Annotated in this window: 13 protein-coding genes; 8 read left to right on the top strand and 5 right to left on the bottom strand. The window is 36.7% G+C overall.

The window, feature by feature from the left end; all coding sequences use genetic code 11:
* Position 1 precedes the first annotated feature (1 nt).
* From HCX49_RS18410 to HCX49_RS18380, 7 genes are all read left to right on the top strand, one after another.
* Positions 2-1510, top strand: a complete 1509-nt coding sequence (locus HCX49_RS18410; protein ID WP_168127861.1) for a RagB/SusD family nutrient uptake outer membrane protein — start codon at positions 2-4, stop codon at positions 1508-1510.
* A gap of 5 nt (positions 1511-1515) precedes the next feature.
* A complete protein-coding gene (locus HCX49_RS18405) occupies positions 1516-2229 on the top strand; it encodes a fasciclin domain-containing protein (RefSeq protein WP_206368601.1) in 714 nt (237 codons plus the stop codon).
* Positions 2230-2262: 33 nt separating this feature from the next.
* Positions 2263-3936, top strand: coding sequence for a DUF5008 domain-containing protein (locus HCX49_RS18400; protein ID WP_168127859.1), 1674 nt, complete (start codon positions 2263-2265; stop codon positions 3934-3936).
* Positions 3937-3954: 18 nt separating this feature from the next.
* Positions 3955-5685: a DUF4983 domain-containing protein gene (locus HCX49_RS18395; protein ID WP_168127858.1), complete on the top strand. Its 1731-nt coding sequence runs from the start codon at positions 3955-3957 to the stop codon at positions 5683-5685.
* Between the two features lie 3 nt (positions 5686-5688).
* A complete protein-coding gene (locus HCX49_RS18390) occupies positions 5689-7620 on the top strand; it encodes a M60 family metallopeptidase (protein ID WP_168127857.1) in 1932 nt (643 codons plus the stop codon).
* Positions 7621-7708: 88 nt separating this feature from the next.
* Positions 7709-9406, top strand: a complete 1698-nt coding sequence (locus HCX49_RS18385) for an alkaline phosphatase family protein (protein WP_168127856.1) — start codon at positions 7709-7711, stop codon at positions 9404-9406.
* A 211-nt stretch (positions 9407-9617) separates the two neighbouring features.
* Positions 9618-10016 carry a hypothetical protein gene (locus HCX49_RS18380; RefSeq protein WP_168127855.1) on the top strand — a complete coding sequence of 133 codons (399 nt, stop codon included), beginning with the start codon at positions 9618-9620 and terminating at the stop codon, positions 10014-10016.
* 26 nt (positions 10017-10042) lie between these two features.
* Here the strand turns inward: HCX49_RS18380 and HCX49_RS18375 are convergent, their stop codons facing one another.
* The 4 genes from HCX49_RS18375 to rbfA are packed head-to-tail and all read right to left on the bottom strand — an operon-like array spanning position 10043 to position 12819.
* Positions 10043-10690: a hypothetical protein gene (locus HCX49_RS18375; protein ID WP_132771501.1), complete on the bottom strand. Its 648-nt coding sequence runs from the start codon at positions 10688-10690 to the stop codon at positions 10043-10045.
* A 1-nt stretch (position 10691) separates the two neighbouring features.
* Positions 10692-11783, bottom strand: coding sequence for an aminotransferase class V-fold PLP-dependent enzyme (locus tag HCX49_RS18370; protein ID WP_168127854.1), 1092 nt, complete (start codon positions 11781-11783; stop codon positions 10692-10694).
* Positions 11767-12417, bottom strand: a complete 651-nt coding sequence (gene aat / locus HCX49_RS18365) for a leucyl/phenylalanyl-tRNA--protein transferase (RefSeq protein ID WP_168127853.1) — start codon at positions 12415-12417, stop codon at positions 11767-11769. The genes HCX49_RS18370 and aat overlap by 17 nt, the downstream gene beginning before the upstream one ends.
* 30 nt (positions 12418-12447) lie before the next feature.
* Positions 12448-12819 carry a 30S ribosome-binding factor RbfA gene (rbfA, locus tag HCX49_RS18360; protein WP_132771498.1) on the bottom strand — a complete coding sequence of 124 codons (372 nt, stop codon included), beginning with the start codon at positions 12817-12819 and terminating at the stop codon, positions 12448-12450.
* 510 nt (positions 12820-13329) lie between these two features.
* On the opposite strand from rbfA, the gene argH reads away from it, so the two are divergent.
* Positions 13330-14661 carry an argininosuccinate lyase gene (gene argH / locus HCX49_RS18355; RefSeq protein ID WP_168127852.1) on the top strand — a complete coding sequence of 444 codons (1332 nt, stop codon included), beginning with the start codon at positions 13330-13332 and terminating at the stop codon, positions 14659-14661.
* Positions 14662-14723: 62 nt separating this feature from the next.
* Here argH and HCX49_RS18350 read toward each other — a convergent pair whose 3' ends face one another.
* Positions 14724-15782 (bottom strand): aldose epimerase family protein, encoded by a 1059-nt coding sequence (locus HCX49_RS18350; RefSeq protein ID WP_168127851.1) that lies wholly within the window; start codon positions 15780-15782, stop codon positions 14724-14726.
* Between the last annotated feature and the right edge of the window lie 59 nt (positions 15783-15841).

The following is a 15841-nucleotide window of genomic DNA, read 5'->3' as shown; positions in this document are numbered from 1 at the left end:
CATGAAAATTAAAAAATTAGCATATATACTTGCCGTTACAGCACTTGTATTATCTACATCAAGCTGTGATAAATTTTTGAATGTGACCCCTATTGACGCTTTATCGGGGAATAATTTTTGGGAAACCAAAAAAGATGTAGAAGGCTATACAAATGGGATATACCTGAGGTTAAAAACTAAAATAGGAAATACCGCATTATTACCCAGTTTGGAAATTAGAGGTAATTGGATTGGTTCGTCAAGCGGTCCAATAACTTATATAAATTTAATTTATAATAACTTGAAAGGAATTATAGGTGGGGGAGATGATTTTGATGGTGTTATAAGAGAGAATATGAGCTGGAAGGGATGGTATGATGTGATTGCCGCCAGCAATATTCTTCATGCCGAAGTCGGAAATATGCCTGAGTCTATTATATCAGCTTCAGAAAAAAAGCGTTATCAGGCGGAAGCGGTTTTTACGCGTAATCTGAGTTATATGTACATCTGTAAGATGTTTGGCGATGCCATTTATTATACAGATGCCTATAACAGTAAACCATTACCACGATTACCACAACTTGAAGTATTGAAAAAATGTATTGCAGATATGAATTCAGCCAAGGATAATCTTCCTGTTAAATATCCTGAAGCATCACTATTAGGTCTTAGACCGACACGTGCCTCTGCTGTAGCGTTATTGATGCATTTAAATATGTGGGCAGCAGCTTGGGATACAGCAGATAAATCAGTATACTATAAAGCAGTGACTGCTTTAGGAGAAGAATTAAAGACATATACAGACTATCGCCTTTTGCCGATTACAGTTGAAAATACCAAACGTATCTTTAAAGGCCGTTCATCCGAAAATCTATTTAGTATCTTACAAGATTATAATTATGGCGAGACCTTTGCAGATTATGCTAATTCCTCCTACTTTTTTTCACATTATCCTTACAGAGGAACTGTAACGACAACTACAAGCCGAATGGCTTATCAAGGAAATTATCTTGAAAAACTATATCCAGCGGGTATTGCTGATCAAAGACGTGCCCTTTGGTTTGATAATGTTAGTGACAATTCTCTGACTTTCCAGTTTAAAAAATTTATCAATACCTACGCTAGAGGTTCGGGTTCTGGTGTCACGATGGTTAGTGATGACAGCGCTATTATTTTTAGATTGTCCGATGCAATTTTATTAGTTGCTGAAGCACATGCCGAGCTCGGACAGGAAACAGAAGCTAAAGCTTTTTTGAACCAAATTAGATTAAATGCAGGTGCTTCGGAGATCACTACAGGGGGTGAAACCTTGAAAGATGATATTTTTAAAGAAAGATGTCGGGAACTAATAGGTGAAGGACAGTATTATTTTGATCTGGTTAGAACAAAGCGTGTTGTCAATTCGGAATTTGCTAATTCGCCAATGAGTGTTGGTAATTTTAATAATGGCGCATGGACTTGGCCATTGATCATCACTGCCGAAGAGCGTAATGCTAACCCAGGTTTAATCGGAAACAATTTTTGGAATTAATCATTATGAATTTAAAAAATAGAATCTTTTATATGATCATAGCACTGGCTGTGCTATTTTCTACCAGTTGTAAAAAATATTATTATGATTCGGGTGTTCACGATCCCAAATTTGAAGGATCGACATTAGCTTATATGAAGGCAAAACAACCATTTTTTGATTCGACCCTTACGATTATCAATTTAGCGGGATTGGATGATGTCTTGGATAAAGAAAATGTAACTTTTTTTGCTCCCCCTAGTGGATCTGTGAATAAAGCAATTATACAGCTCAATAGATACCTTAGATTTGAAGGACGTGATACCGTATCAAAACTTACGCAAATCAAACCCGCAGTATGGAAGAACACACTTTTGCAATATATATTCAAAAGTTCTTCTTTAATGAAAGATTATCCACAGCGTGATACCCTTTCGTATATTGCCTTTCCAGGTCAAAATTATACCAGTTATTCAGGACGTATCATGAATATTGGGGTAATTTTTAATAATGCAGGAGGTGTACAATATGCCGGATACCGTCAATTATTTTTGGCCTACATTCCAGATCTATCAAATCCACAGGTTGCTTTGCAAAATAACCCTGTAGCAACTTCCGATATCCAGACAAATAATGGGGTGTTGCATGTGCTCACGCGTATCAAACACACATTTGGATTTAATACGTTAAAGTTTATCGATGAAGCGATTGCGGCGGGTATTACACCTGCAACACCATAATTAATTATTTCAATTTAATAAATGATTCGAAAGATGTTACGTAATATAAAATATAGAACAAGATTGCTTATCATGCTAGTAGTGGGACTTTCCTTTGTGGTAGGGGCCTGTTCAAAAAGCAAGGGATTAGCAGACGATCCATATGCTGGAGGGAAAGAGGTGTTGGATATCGGTTTTGTTTCCAAAACAACAGATCCTGATATTGTAGAAGCGGGTAGTACCTTAGATTTGAAAGTCAGAGGTCTAATGAAGTATAAGGATGTATTTAAGTTATTTGTCAATGAGATCGAAGCTGAAGTACTCAATTATACAGATACAACCATTCAATTTGTTGTACCCTTAACAGCAAGTACTGGAAGTGTGTGGATCACTGCAAACGATCAGTCATTTTTTGGCCCGATTGTCAAAATTGGTGGAAAAGTTTCACTTGACCCAAGCTTCAAAGTAATCAATGGAGCATCGACTATAGGTGAAGGTTTTGGTTCTGGGATATTTAGTACTGCGTTATTGCCGAATGGTAATATTTGGTTAACTGGATATTTCAATAATTTCGAACAGCAGGGAACCGAAAAGACACCAAATGGTGGAATAGCCCAGATTGGTGCTGAAGGAAACTATTCAACCGAAGGTGTTAACTTCGGCATAGGTGTCGTAGGAGGTTTAAAAGCGATCACGTCAATCAATCGCATCACTTCTGGTTCGCAAAATGGAAAATACATCATTGCGGGTAGTTTTAATGCTTATAATAGTCGTAGAGAAAATCGCCGTACCATTGGAAGCATAACAAAATTAAATTCAAATGGCTCTTTAGATACGGTCCGAACTACCGAAATTGTCAATCCAAAGCCCGAAATAACATGGAAAAATGCCGATACAATTCCATCATTTAATGGCGGAGTATTGGGATTTATTAGAAAAACTTTTGTTTTTGGTGAGCAGGTTTATGCGATAGGAGGTTTTACAGCCTATCTACGCATGTTTCTTCCCAATTCAAGCTACGATGAAAAGATTTATGATATTACCCGTATGTCACAATTGGTACGCATGAACTTAGACGGCTCAATGGATTCAACGTTTCATTTTAATCGTGAGGCACGTCAGAGCCCCGTTGGCGCAAATGGTGGAATTGCCGATGCAATAATGCAAACAGACGGAAAGTTAATTCTGGTTGGGAGCTTCACAACCTTTAATAATGAACAAGCAAACCATATCGTAAGATTAAACTTGGATGGTTCTATTGACAAATCATTCCAATCAGGAGCGGCAGCTAATGGGGATATTTATTCAATTCGCTTTAATGCTAAAACAAATAAAATAATTGTGACCGGTAATTTTACGACCTATAACGGAAAGCCTTCATCAACGCTGGCGGTATTAAATGCGGATGGATCTGTTGATGCTACATTTAATGGCGAATTGATTAGTGGCGGAGGTGCTACTTTTGCAGCGCAATTAAATAGTGGAAAAATATTAGTGACTGGAAGCTTTAATAAGTATGGAACCTATTTACGTCAAGGTTTTATGATTTTAGAACCAGATGGAAAATTAGCTGTTGGTTATAATAATACAGGTGGTTTTCAGGGAAGAGTATATGATATGATCGAAACAGAAAATGCAAAAGAATCAAAAGTAATTCTGGTCGGTGAGATCAGCAGGTTCAATGCATCCATCTTACATAATATCGTAAGAATTAGCATTTCTAAATAAGTCCCAATTTATTTAAATATGAAAAGAGAAATAAAATCAAAGATAGGTATGAAAATGTTGGGTGTTGCAGCTTTTGTCGCTACAATCCTAGTCAGTTCATCTTGTAATAAAGAGTTTGTGAATACACTTCCAGATTCTTTTAAAAATGATACCTTAGGAGTAAGTGATGGTTCAAGGAGAGTTCTGTATCTTATTTTAGACGGAGTTAAAGGATCTGTCGTAGAGAGCCTAGGACCTAAAAACATTAGTTTAATTACAAAAAGATCCATGTTTACTTATGATGGATTAGCTGATTTTCAGCGCAATAACTTAACAGACGCTGGGGCATGGACAACGATGTTGACAGGAGTCGATTATACAAAACATCAAGTTCAATCAAATGATTTCAGTGGATTTGATAATCAAAAAACACCTACAGTTTTTACTCGATTGAAAGCTGAAATTAAAAATGTGAGAACAGTTTCATTTGCTTCTGCAACAGGATTAAACAGTACTCTGGCAAAAGATGCAACAGAAAAGAAAGATTTGGCAAATGATGCCGCTGTAAAAGATGCGGTTATTGCGGAGTTGTCTACGCAAGACCCATCGTTATTGGTCGCCCAGTTTAAAGGTGCTAAAGAAGCTGCTGGGAATGACTACTCGGAGGATAATACCGCGTATACAGCTGCTATTGGCAAGCTCGATGATTATGTAGGAGAGATTATGACCGCGTTACAAGCTAGAAAAACATACAATGGTGAAAACTGGTTGGTGATTATTGCTTCCAATAAAGGGGGAGGAGCTTCTGGGGGTGAGCCGGGATCAAATATTTATGAAGATGAATCGCGAAATACATTTGTTACTTTTTACAACCCTAAATTCACTTCTGCCAATTATGTGAAACCTAACGTCGATGCATTACCTTATGCAGGAGTTGGACCTCGATTCGCTTCTAATAATGGAAGTACGAATGGGGTTGCATTTTTAAATAGTAATACTTCCATTGGTAATTTTGGAACCACAGGAGAATACACCCTAATGTTTAAAGTTCGTAATGATATTGGTAGAGAAGTCAATTACCCGATGTTCGTGGGTAAAAGAGATCCTGCTAGTACGGGAGTAAACGAAGGGGGATGGGGATTTTTAATGGGTGGTAATTCATTTCAGATTGATTGGGCATTGTATAATCGCCCTAGTGGTAAAATTAATCAGATTGATGGGGTTTGGCATACAATGGGATTTACGATCGCTCCAAGCGGAAGTGCACGTAATCTTAAAGTATTTGCAGATGGAGCTTTGCAAAACACTTCAAATATTGCTGGAAGAAATGCAGACAATAACTATCCACTAAGAATAGGCACCGATGCCTCATCTAATTCAAATATCTTAGTTAGGGATTTGGTAATTCTGAATAAAGCACTTACAGATGCAGAAATGGGGACATATATGAGGAAAGAATTTGGAATCGATAATCCATACTTTGCAAATGCAATTGGATTTTGGCCAGGAAATGAAGAATCTGGCGACAAGATGTTCGACCGTTCAGGAAAAGGTAATAATTTTGATTTTAGTGAGTCGATCCAATTTGCAAACTTTATGGATATTTCTCCGAATATTTCTCCAAATATATCTCAATCAGCATTTTTAGCGGTACCAAATGGTGTCGATATTCCAGTCATGATTTATAATTGGATGAACATATCTATTCCAAAAACTTGGGGATTAATGGGTAAATTTTATAACCCTACTATTAACTTACCAAAAGACTAACTTATGAAACTTAATCAATTTACGGCAATATTTAGTATGACGATGTTGTTAGCCGTAACATCGTGTTCTAAGTATGGTTATAATATCCCGGACGGTTATCCGGATGACTCAAAAAATGAAGCTGGTGGAGTTATTGATACCAATCTCAAGCTTATAGATAAATCCATGTATGCTAAAGCCAGAGTTTTTCCCGGTTTAGTAGATATTGCAGAACCACGTGTGGTCGACGCAAAATTTACGTTGGATTTGAATTTTACAAAGCAAACAACGCTTAACCTTAGAATATCGGTTGCCCCGGAGCCACAGTTTAGTACAGGATATTATGCCGCGCCAGGAGAACTCATTAAGATTGTGGTACCACAGGGAATTGAAGGACTTTCCGTGCAGATTGGTGGACATACCGATAATTTAACAGGAAAATTACCACTCTTGCGCGATCCGATTATTTACATGCGTCAGCAACTTTATCCTGGAAATAATTTTGTTCGCAATTTATATGGAGGTACGGTCTATATCCGTCCAGATCGGGCGTATCCAAATCCGGTCGAATTTACGATCACCAATGCATGTGTTTCGCCCGACTTTGTGCTAGGACAGTCTAACAATGACCAATGGATAGAAAAAGTGAAAGCTTCTAAAGTGCCATGGTTGGAGTTAAGAACGAAACGGGTGGTATTTCTTGTCCCTAGAGATCGTGTTGTAAAATCGTTTACATCTTCAGAGCCGTTTACCAATCCAACTGCGGTAATGACTAAATGGAATGATGTATTTGAACTGGATTACAATGGCTGGATGGGATTGTCAGACGATGCAGAAGATGAAAGAGACCGTAGCCCCCAGGGAGCTTGGAGAGGTGTATTGGATATTCAGCTAACGAATGGCTATGGACATAGTGGTTTTCCATTTGTCGGTTATAATGATTCCGAATGGTTTGGCGGTATGACGAGTCTTAAAGCCATCAGTACCAGCGATGGCATGTGGGGTTCTTATCACGAGTTTGGACACAACTGTCAGCAGGGAGGTATCTGGAGCTGGAGTACATTAGGCGAAACAACGAATAATTTATTTAGTTTTAAAGTAGCCAATCGTATTGGTGCAAATTACAGTGTTTTGCATCCTGCTGTTAACAGTGATTTTCCTGAGGCAATCGCTTATGCCACTCGAACAGGTGTTGCTAAAAATTTTGATGTGGACTGGGGCGATGCACCATTTAAACGGATGACACCTTTTGTGCAGATATTTGAGTTATACGGGTATGGAGCAATGACACATTTATATAAAGAAGCACGTAAAGCGACACGATATAATCCAAATGATATTACCATGCATAACTGGGTTTACGAAAAGTTATCAGACTACACTAAGATAGATTTAGCGCCATTTTTTGATGCTTGGGGTATTACCTATAGTCCTTCTGTTGCAGTTAAAATATCCAAAAAGTATCCATTATTGTCACAAACAATATGGACCTATAATCCTTTAAACAAAACAGGTGGAACAGGTGCCATCGTATATAAAACAACTGTTGTCTCTACAAGCTGTCCTGCACAAGAAGGGTCAGTTAATGATTTGGTAGATGATAATGTGAATACCTTCTATCACTCAAAATATAGTGATATAGGACCGACAGAAAGCTATCCATTTAGTTTTGTGTTCAATGCAGGGGCAATTATGCCAATCAAAGGGATGTACTTTAATGGAAGACCAGGAGGTAATAGAGAAGGAGATGGAAAAGATATCGAAATCTATTCTAGTCCAGATAATATTGAATACACAAAAATTGGAGAAACAACTCTGCCTGCAAGCAACAATAGATTTGAATATATTTTTCCAAAAGGTAATGTAACTGGAAAATTCTTTAAAGTAATTGTAAAAAATGGATACAAAGCTAATCCATATGTGGTATTTGGTGAAATGAATTTGATTAGACCGTAATTGTTGAATGAATAAGGATGAAACAGTGTTAAATGAAAGCTATTTGCGCTTTCATTTAACAGAGTTTCTCTATCAAAAAAATATGTAGATGAAAGTAAATTTAAAAATATTTAGAACTTTTTTATTCGTTGCAGTAGGTGTTTCATCTTTTACAGCTTGTAAAAAATACGACAATCCTCCTCCTGTATTTGAGGATATTAAAGACTTTAATGGTACTCAGCGTAAGGTTATTGTGATCAGTATTGACGGTTTGTCTGGTGATGAACTACAAAAAGCTGTGCCAACAAATCTGGCCACTTTACAGAAGAATTCCAAGTATTCGTTTAACACACTACCTACAACATCAAATGCAGCAGGTTGGGTTTCGATGTTAACTGGGACAGGTTTTTCAAAACATCAAACAAGTGCTGATAATTTTGAAAGAACGGAGCATGGCGATGATGAAGAACATGGCGAAATTGTTAATTTTAGAAATGTACTGGATTATGTTACCCAATACAAATCGGTAAGCACAGCGATGGTAACAACTTGGGATGAACTAAGAAATTACGTGAGAAATGCAGATTATGCACCTGACGTTAATTCAGATCTCGCGGTTAAAGATAGTACCATTAGCCTCTTGAGTAAGGTAAATAGCTTAGGCACTATTATGGTTAATTTACGGGATGTGCAAAAAGCAGGTGAAGACGGTGGTTATACGGTTAATAATGCAAAGTTTAAAAGTGCAATCGATAAGTCGGATGAATACATCGGAAATATTGTTGAAGCCATTAAAGCCAGAAAAAATTACACTGAGGAGGATTGGTTAGTTATTGTGACCACAAACCATGGCGGAAGCAATACAGATGCGAAAAGCGGATTTACGATTGTAAGCCAACCTAATTTGAAGGAATATGAATTGAAAAAATCGGGATTCAATCCGGTATTGTTTCAAGGTGCAACAGCAAGGGCTCAAGTAGGTAACGACAATAACCTATATGATGGAGGTGAAACTAAAGATTTTACCGTACAAATGGACGTAAAACTTAATGTGAACACTAGTTATCCAGGTTTTTTGTCTAAAGGAAGTGACTTGTTGGGGCAAAGTATGACAGGTTGGCTTTGGCTTCAAAGTGGTACTAGCTGGGGTACAGTAATTGGTGGAACCCGAAATGGAGGTAAGGGTAAGACCCAGATTTCTGGTGGAAGTAATTTAACACTGGGTACTTGGCATACGTTGACGATGGTTGTTAAAACCACAGGATCACCAGCAACAGCTCGTACAGTAACTACTTATACAGATGGTGTGATCAATAATTCGGGTGATATTTTAGCCACTAAAAATTTATCAGCCATTGATGCTTTACGGGTTGGTTATAAGAATGTTGACGGTGGCGGTACTAATTTAAATATGCATGCTGCTAATCTAGCTTATTATAATGCAGCACTTGATGCTACTACAATAAAAAATGCTATTGGTTTAAAAGATATCACAAAACATCCAAATTATAGTAATCTAATTGGTTTCTGGCCAATGGATGAAGGATCCGAGGGTACATATTTCAATAAGGCTTCTGGAGGATACAATATGAGTCTATCAGGAGATTATAAATGGAACTATTTAGAGGACTTTTATGCTCCAGGGACTAATCCCGAGCCTATAACAGCTAAGATCTCCATACCAACAGCAACAAGTGACATTGCCGCGCTTTGTTTATACTGGATGAATATCGAAATTCTAGCAGACTTCAATTATGATGGAAAACCATACCTGAATAATTTTGAATTGGAATTCCTGAAAGACTAACTATTGATCCTGTAGTGGGATATAACAATTCGTAGTCAATCTTTACTAATCTAAAAACTCCGAGAAAAGCTAATTGCCTCCTCGGGGTTTTGTTTTTCTAGGCACGATCAAGTTTTTTTGTGCACGCTGATAGAATATAAATTTTAATAAAAATAAATATCAAAACTCATCAGGCAGATGATTATTTTTGCGCCATATTAATTTGGATATTATGATTATCATCAGAAAAAGCTTAGCCTTATCAGGTTTGATTCTCTGCCTCTTAGCAGGGATGTTGCCGATGTTAAAGGTGCCGATTAAGGGAAATTGGAACCTCTATCAAACAGATACTGCATTGTTTTTTATTACCTATATGATTATAGGAATAACAGCCCTACTTTTCTTTGTAAGGCAATTAACAGGATATCGTTTGATGACCCGGGTAGCAGCAGTTTGGTACCTGATCAGTATTTCTGCCGTATTTTTTAAGATCAATAATTATTTCGGATGGGGATTTGCAGATCGGCTATTATCCAAATCAATACATATGCGTTGGGGGTGGATTGTCTATTTAGTCGGTATTGCACTTTTATTACTGAGTGTGAAAAAAGTTAAACAGATTGAAGAATAAAAAATAAGCTTGGAAATTTTCCAAGCTTATTTTTTATTCGGACGATGTGAAATAAAATGAGATTTCAGTTTATCTAAGCCTAAATCCTCTTCTTCTTTATCCAGTTCATATATCCATACTTTTTCGCCAAGGATATCGTTGATCTCCTTTGGATTCGTTAAATCGACAGGACGTACACGCTGTTCTTTTACAATTGGATTTTGGATCGCTTGTAAACTGTTGGCATGTCTGATAATCTGAAAACGGAATGTTGGCCATTTACCCACAGTAGCAAAATTTCCAGAGTAGAATTGAACAGAATCATGTTTACTGATTTTTTCAGCAAATATGCCTTTAGCCTTATTGACATTGGTATCCGCAATGCTAACCAATAATTCATAAGAAGTCTGATTCACGAGATGCAATTTCGCTAATCCATCTTTATGATCACCAGAAATTGCCAGTAAGATACCCTTCTCAATAAATTTTGAAGGTATTTCTTCAGCTTGCTCATTAAGCTCATCATCATCACGGCGCATATTTCCATGCACTAAAGTCAATTTACTTGCCTGTACAGGTATTTCAAATCCAGTATCATCTGTTACACCGATGAGGTCATTGGATTGAAAGGAGGTGATATGTCCCTCTATTGGTTCATCTACAAACCGTACTAAATCGCCTATTTTGAAACCCATGTTATTTTAAAATTTTAGTATCAATAATTCTTAATAATTTTTCTAAATCTGTTTCATCATTATAAAGATGAAATCCGATTCTTATACCATTACCACGTGGAAAGCATTTGATATTGTTTTCCATTAATATATTAAAGTGCCCTTGATCAATCTGCAAATTAAAGATTGTACTTGTTTCAGCTCTGTTAATAGCCACTTCGGTTAATATTTTCCGTTTACCCAATTCCTGTTTGGCAAGCTTTACTAATTGTTGCGTATAAGCAGATGTGTGTTCCAATCCGAGTTCGGACAAAAACTCCAGACCCTTTTGTAATGTTCCGTGAGATAAAGTATCTAGATGTCCAGGCTCAAAATAAAGTTGATCGATACCTTTTCCTGCCCACATTTTGTCAATTTCGACGTTTTGTGTGTCCAAGTTTGGAAACAAAATCTGTTTTCCATAATCACTAACAAGAAGGAAACCGTTGCCATAACCACCTAAAAGCCATTTATAACCGCTGGCACCAACAACATCAAATCCCGACTGGGAGAAGTCAAAAACTTCAGTTCCCAAAAACTGAGTACCATCACCAATTATAAGCAATTCCGGAAATTTCTCTTTCAATTGTTTAATAAATTCAAGATTGATTTTGATACCAGAAATGTATTGCACGATACTAAATATAAAAACAGTCGGTTCGTGTTTTTTAATAGCATGCATGATATGCTCTTCCAACTTTTCATCAACAGGGGTTGTCACATGTTCAAAACCCCTAGAAATAACAGGAAAATTAACAGAAGGATAGTCTCCTTCAAACAATAAAATTTTTGAATCCTTTGGCAAGCGGTCCAACAAAGCATTGAATCCTGTTGAAAAATTAGCGGTGTTATAAACATTGTGAATAGTAGTTGTGAAGAACTTTCCGATACTCTTTTTTACCGCGAGATTAAATTCACCCTGTTTTTCACGCAGATCTGTTGCTGTTGAAAAAAAATCAGCATCTCTTTTAAGACGCCATTCCTTAGATGAGATGGGAATTAAGCCGGAACCTGGTGTAGTTAAATAAGAAACGTCCTCAGGGATATCAAAGTAAGATTTATAAGGTGTTTGCATTTTGTTCTTTTAATATAGACAGATATTCTTGTTGCGAAATACTTGTACCGCCCATAGAAGCCAAATGTGGCGTATGGAATTGACAATCTACAAATTTCAAGTTGAAATGAGTAGTTAAATATATGAGAGCAGCTTTTGAAGCATTAGATACGGTGGAAAACATACTTTCACCACAAAACACCTGATTGATATAAACACCATATAAACCACCTACTAATTTTTCATTCTCCCACACTTCTATGGAATGCGCATAATTGATCCGATGTAGTTCCTGATAAGCATCGATCATATCAGAAGTAATCCAGGTTCCGTCTTGATCTTTACGTTCAATCTTAGCACAGCTGTGGATGACTTCGGTGAAAGCCTTGTCGACAGTAATCGAAAATTTATCAGTTTTTAAGATTTGAAGCATACTTTTGCTGATTTTTAAATGCTCTGGAAAGATGACAAACCGTTCATGTGGAGCATACCAAAGTATAGGAGAATCTTCGCTAAACCAAGGAAATATACCATTCTCGTAGGCTAAGATCAGTCTATCCGTGCTCAAATCACCACCAACTGCCAGTAAACCATCCTCATCGGCAAGTTCAGGATGTGGAAAGCTAATACTATCAGGATCTAAGTTGAAAACCATTTTTAAAAATAGACAAAAAAACCAGATTGTTTAATCTGGTTGTCTCGTTTCTTTACTAATTTCTTCAAATATTTTATCCATATGCTCTACATATTCATTGGTGTCATCCAAGAAGAAATCCAGTTGTGGAACAATCCGAACTTGATTTTTAATTTTAGAGCCTAATTTGTAGCGAATTTCTGTTGTTTTAGTGCGGATTGCTTTTAAATCCTCAGGAGCTGTTTTGGTATTTAAAAAACTTAAATAAACTCTTGCTATAGCTAAGTCCGGTGTTACACGTACACGCGTAACCGTAATAAATGCCCCAGGAGCCCAACTATTACCTTCGCGTTGCAGTAATTCAGCTAAGTCTTGCTGTAATACACCTGCAAAACGTTGTTGTCTTTTGCTTTCTGTTCCCATCGTTTTAGTTTTTGTTTCGTGAAAATTCACCCTATTATAGGTACAAAGATAAATATAAAAAAGAATAAAGGCATATCTTGGAGGGATATGCCTGTATAATTTTGGTTTATAATTAGTTAGGGTTCAATTTCTTAAAGTTTAGAGACGTTATGGTCTATCATAGTTTGGTTTTTTTACGGTTTTAAAAGTAAGTGTTTGCTAACTTTAAAACGTATATTTTTATATTTCACTCTCCCTTATGATACAAACATATAAAAATTAAATTGTTGTCACAATGGGTGAATTAAAAACAAAGTAATCGCTCACTCACTATCGCTGTTTGCTGAGTTTTAACAAACATTTAACATAAAAATATTTTTAATTAATATAAAATCATACCCACATTACTGTAAAACAATCGATCGAATTCGATCAATTGTCACATCGATCCATAGTATGACCTGAACTTCAATTGTTTTATTTGTTTTCAAATGGTATTTTTGTCAAGTATATAAATAGCGTACTAAAAAAATGAAAATCTGGCAAAAAAATATAGATGTTGATTCATTTGTCGAATCTTTTACTGTAGGTAATGATCGAGTGATGGATTTGCAGTTAGCAGCCGCTGATGTTTTGGGATCTTTGGCCCATACTCGTATGCTGAATAGTATCAACTTGATGACCGATGAAGACCTTGCTATTGTACAGCAGGAACTGAAAAATATTTATCAAGAAATTAGTGCCGGAGAATTTGAAATAGAGGATTCTGTTGAAGACGTACACTCACAAGTAGAGATGTTATTAACACAGCGGATCGGAGAAGCAGGAAAGAAAATTCATTCCGGACGCTCAAGAAATGATCAGGTACTCGTAGATTTGAAACTGTATTTCAGAACCGAAATCCAAAACATGGTCGGTAATACAGAGATTTTCTTTCAGCAATTGATTAAATTAAGTGAACAATATAAAGATATCCTGATTCCAGGTTATACACATTTGCAGATCGCTATGCCATCCTCATTTGGATTGTGGTTCGGAGCATATGCAGAAAGTTTAGTCGATGATTTGGAATTGATGAAAGCAGCATGGAAAGTATGTAATAAAAATCCTTTAGGATCTGCTGCTGGCTACGGATCTTCTTTTCCTTTAAATCGGACAATGACAACAAATCTATTGGGATTTGATGATTTAAATTATAATGTAGTCTATGCACAAATGGGCAGAGGTAAGACAGAACGTATCTTAGCACAGGCGATGAGTTCCATCGCGGCTACTTTAGCAAAATTTGCCATGGATGTCACCCTATACATCAATCAAAATTTTGGTTTCATTTCATTCCCTGCACATTTAACAACAGGCTCTAGTATTATGCCACATAAGAAGAACCCTGATGTTTTTGAATTGATCCGTTCACGTTGCAACAAAATTCAAGCATTACCCAATGAGATCGCATTGATGACAACTAATCTTCCTTCTGGATATCACCGTGATTTACAATTGCTAAAAGAAAACCTTTTCCCTGCATTTAAGTCATTGAATGATTGTTTAGAAATTGCAACGTTTATGCTAGAACATATTTCAGTGAAAAAAGATGTTTTAGATGATCCAAAATACGATTATCTATTCTCAGTTGAAGTTGTCAATAATGAAGTTCTAAAAGGTGTTCCTTTCCGTGAAGCCTATAAAAATATTGGTATTGCGATTGATGCAGGAGAATTCCAGCCATCAAAAGAAGTGAACCATACCCATGAAGGAAGTATCGGTAATTTAGGTAATGATCAGATACAACGTATGTTTAAAGAAGTAATCACCGCATTTGGATTTGACAAAGTGGAAAATGCTTTGAGCCAGTTGGTGAAATAGTAACCAATTAGTCGGTTAGAAAGTTAGTGTAAAAAGTAATCTAACTTTCTAACCAATTCATGCTATTTTTCAAGAGAGAATTTAAAATGAGTTTCCGATATAAATTCTTCTCCCGCTTTTAAAACTGTGGAAGGAAAGTCCGGTTGATTGGGACTATCCGGAAAATGTTGTGTTTCTAAACAGAAACCTGCATAGGGCAGATAAACATTTCCAGATTTACCGGTGTCATTTCCCGTCATCCAGTTGCCTGTATACAATTGTACCCCTGGTTCACTAGTAAAAACATCTAAGCGTATACCCGATTTCGGAGCGTATGCCGTAGCGCAAGCTGTAGAAATAGGGCTGTTGTTGACAAAACAATGATCATATCCTTTGGCAGCAATCAGCTGTTCGTCATTAGCAGTAATATCCTGCGCAATGGATTTAAATTCTTTAAAGTTGAAAGGCGTTCCTTCTACCGGAACTGTTGCAATCGGAATTTGGTTCTCATCGACAGCAAGGTAAGCATCGGAGTTTATTTTTAACTGATGACTTAGAATATCTCCAGATCCCTCTCCATTTAGATTGAAATAAGTATGATTGGTCAAATTGATCACGGTATCCTCATCGCTGTCTGCTCTGTATTTGATAATGATTTCATTGTCATTTGTTAACGTATATGTAACCGAAACATTCAAATTCCCAGGAAACCCTTCTTCGCCATCTTTGGAAACGAGGTAAAATTCAGCCTGTGATTCATAACTGACACGACGATCCCATATTTTTTTATGAAAACCCTCAGGTCCACCGTGTAAACAATTGATGCCATTATTTATAGGAAGCTGATACTCTTTACCATTTAATTCAAACCTTCCATTTGCGATACGATTTGCAAATCTTCCTGCTGTGACACCGTGATATTGTTCATCAGCGCGATAGTAAAGATCAATATTGCTAAAACCCAAAGCAACATCAGTAAGTTTCCCTTTGTTGTCAGGGACAAGGATACTGACTATTCGAGCACCATAATCACTAAGGGCAACCTGCATCCCGCGCGTATTTTTTAAAATAATAAGGTGCGTGTTCTTCTCGTTAACAGTGCTGGTAAAATTATGGATAGACGGCAAATGATAGTTACTCATGATGATGGTTGTTTTGATTCCTTGTTAAAGATAAAGATTATAAACTTTTTAAAAAACGA

Source organism: Sphingobacterium sp. B16(2022), from assembly GCF_012030425.1.
Classification (GTDB): Bacteria; Bacteroidota; Bacteroidia; order Sphingobacteriales; family Sphingobacteriaceae; genus Sphingobacterium; species Sphingobacterium anhuiense.
This window is presented reverse-complemented; position numbering and strand designations above follow the sequence as displayed.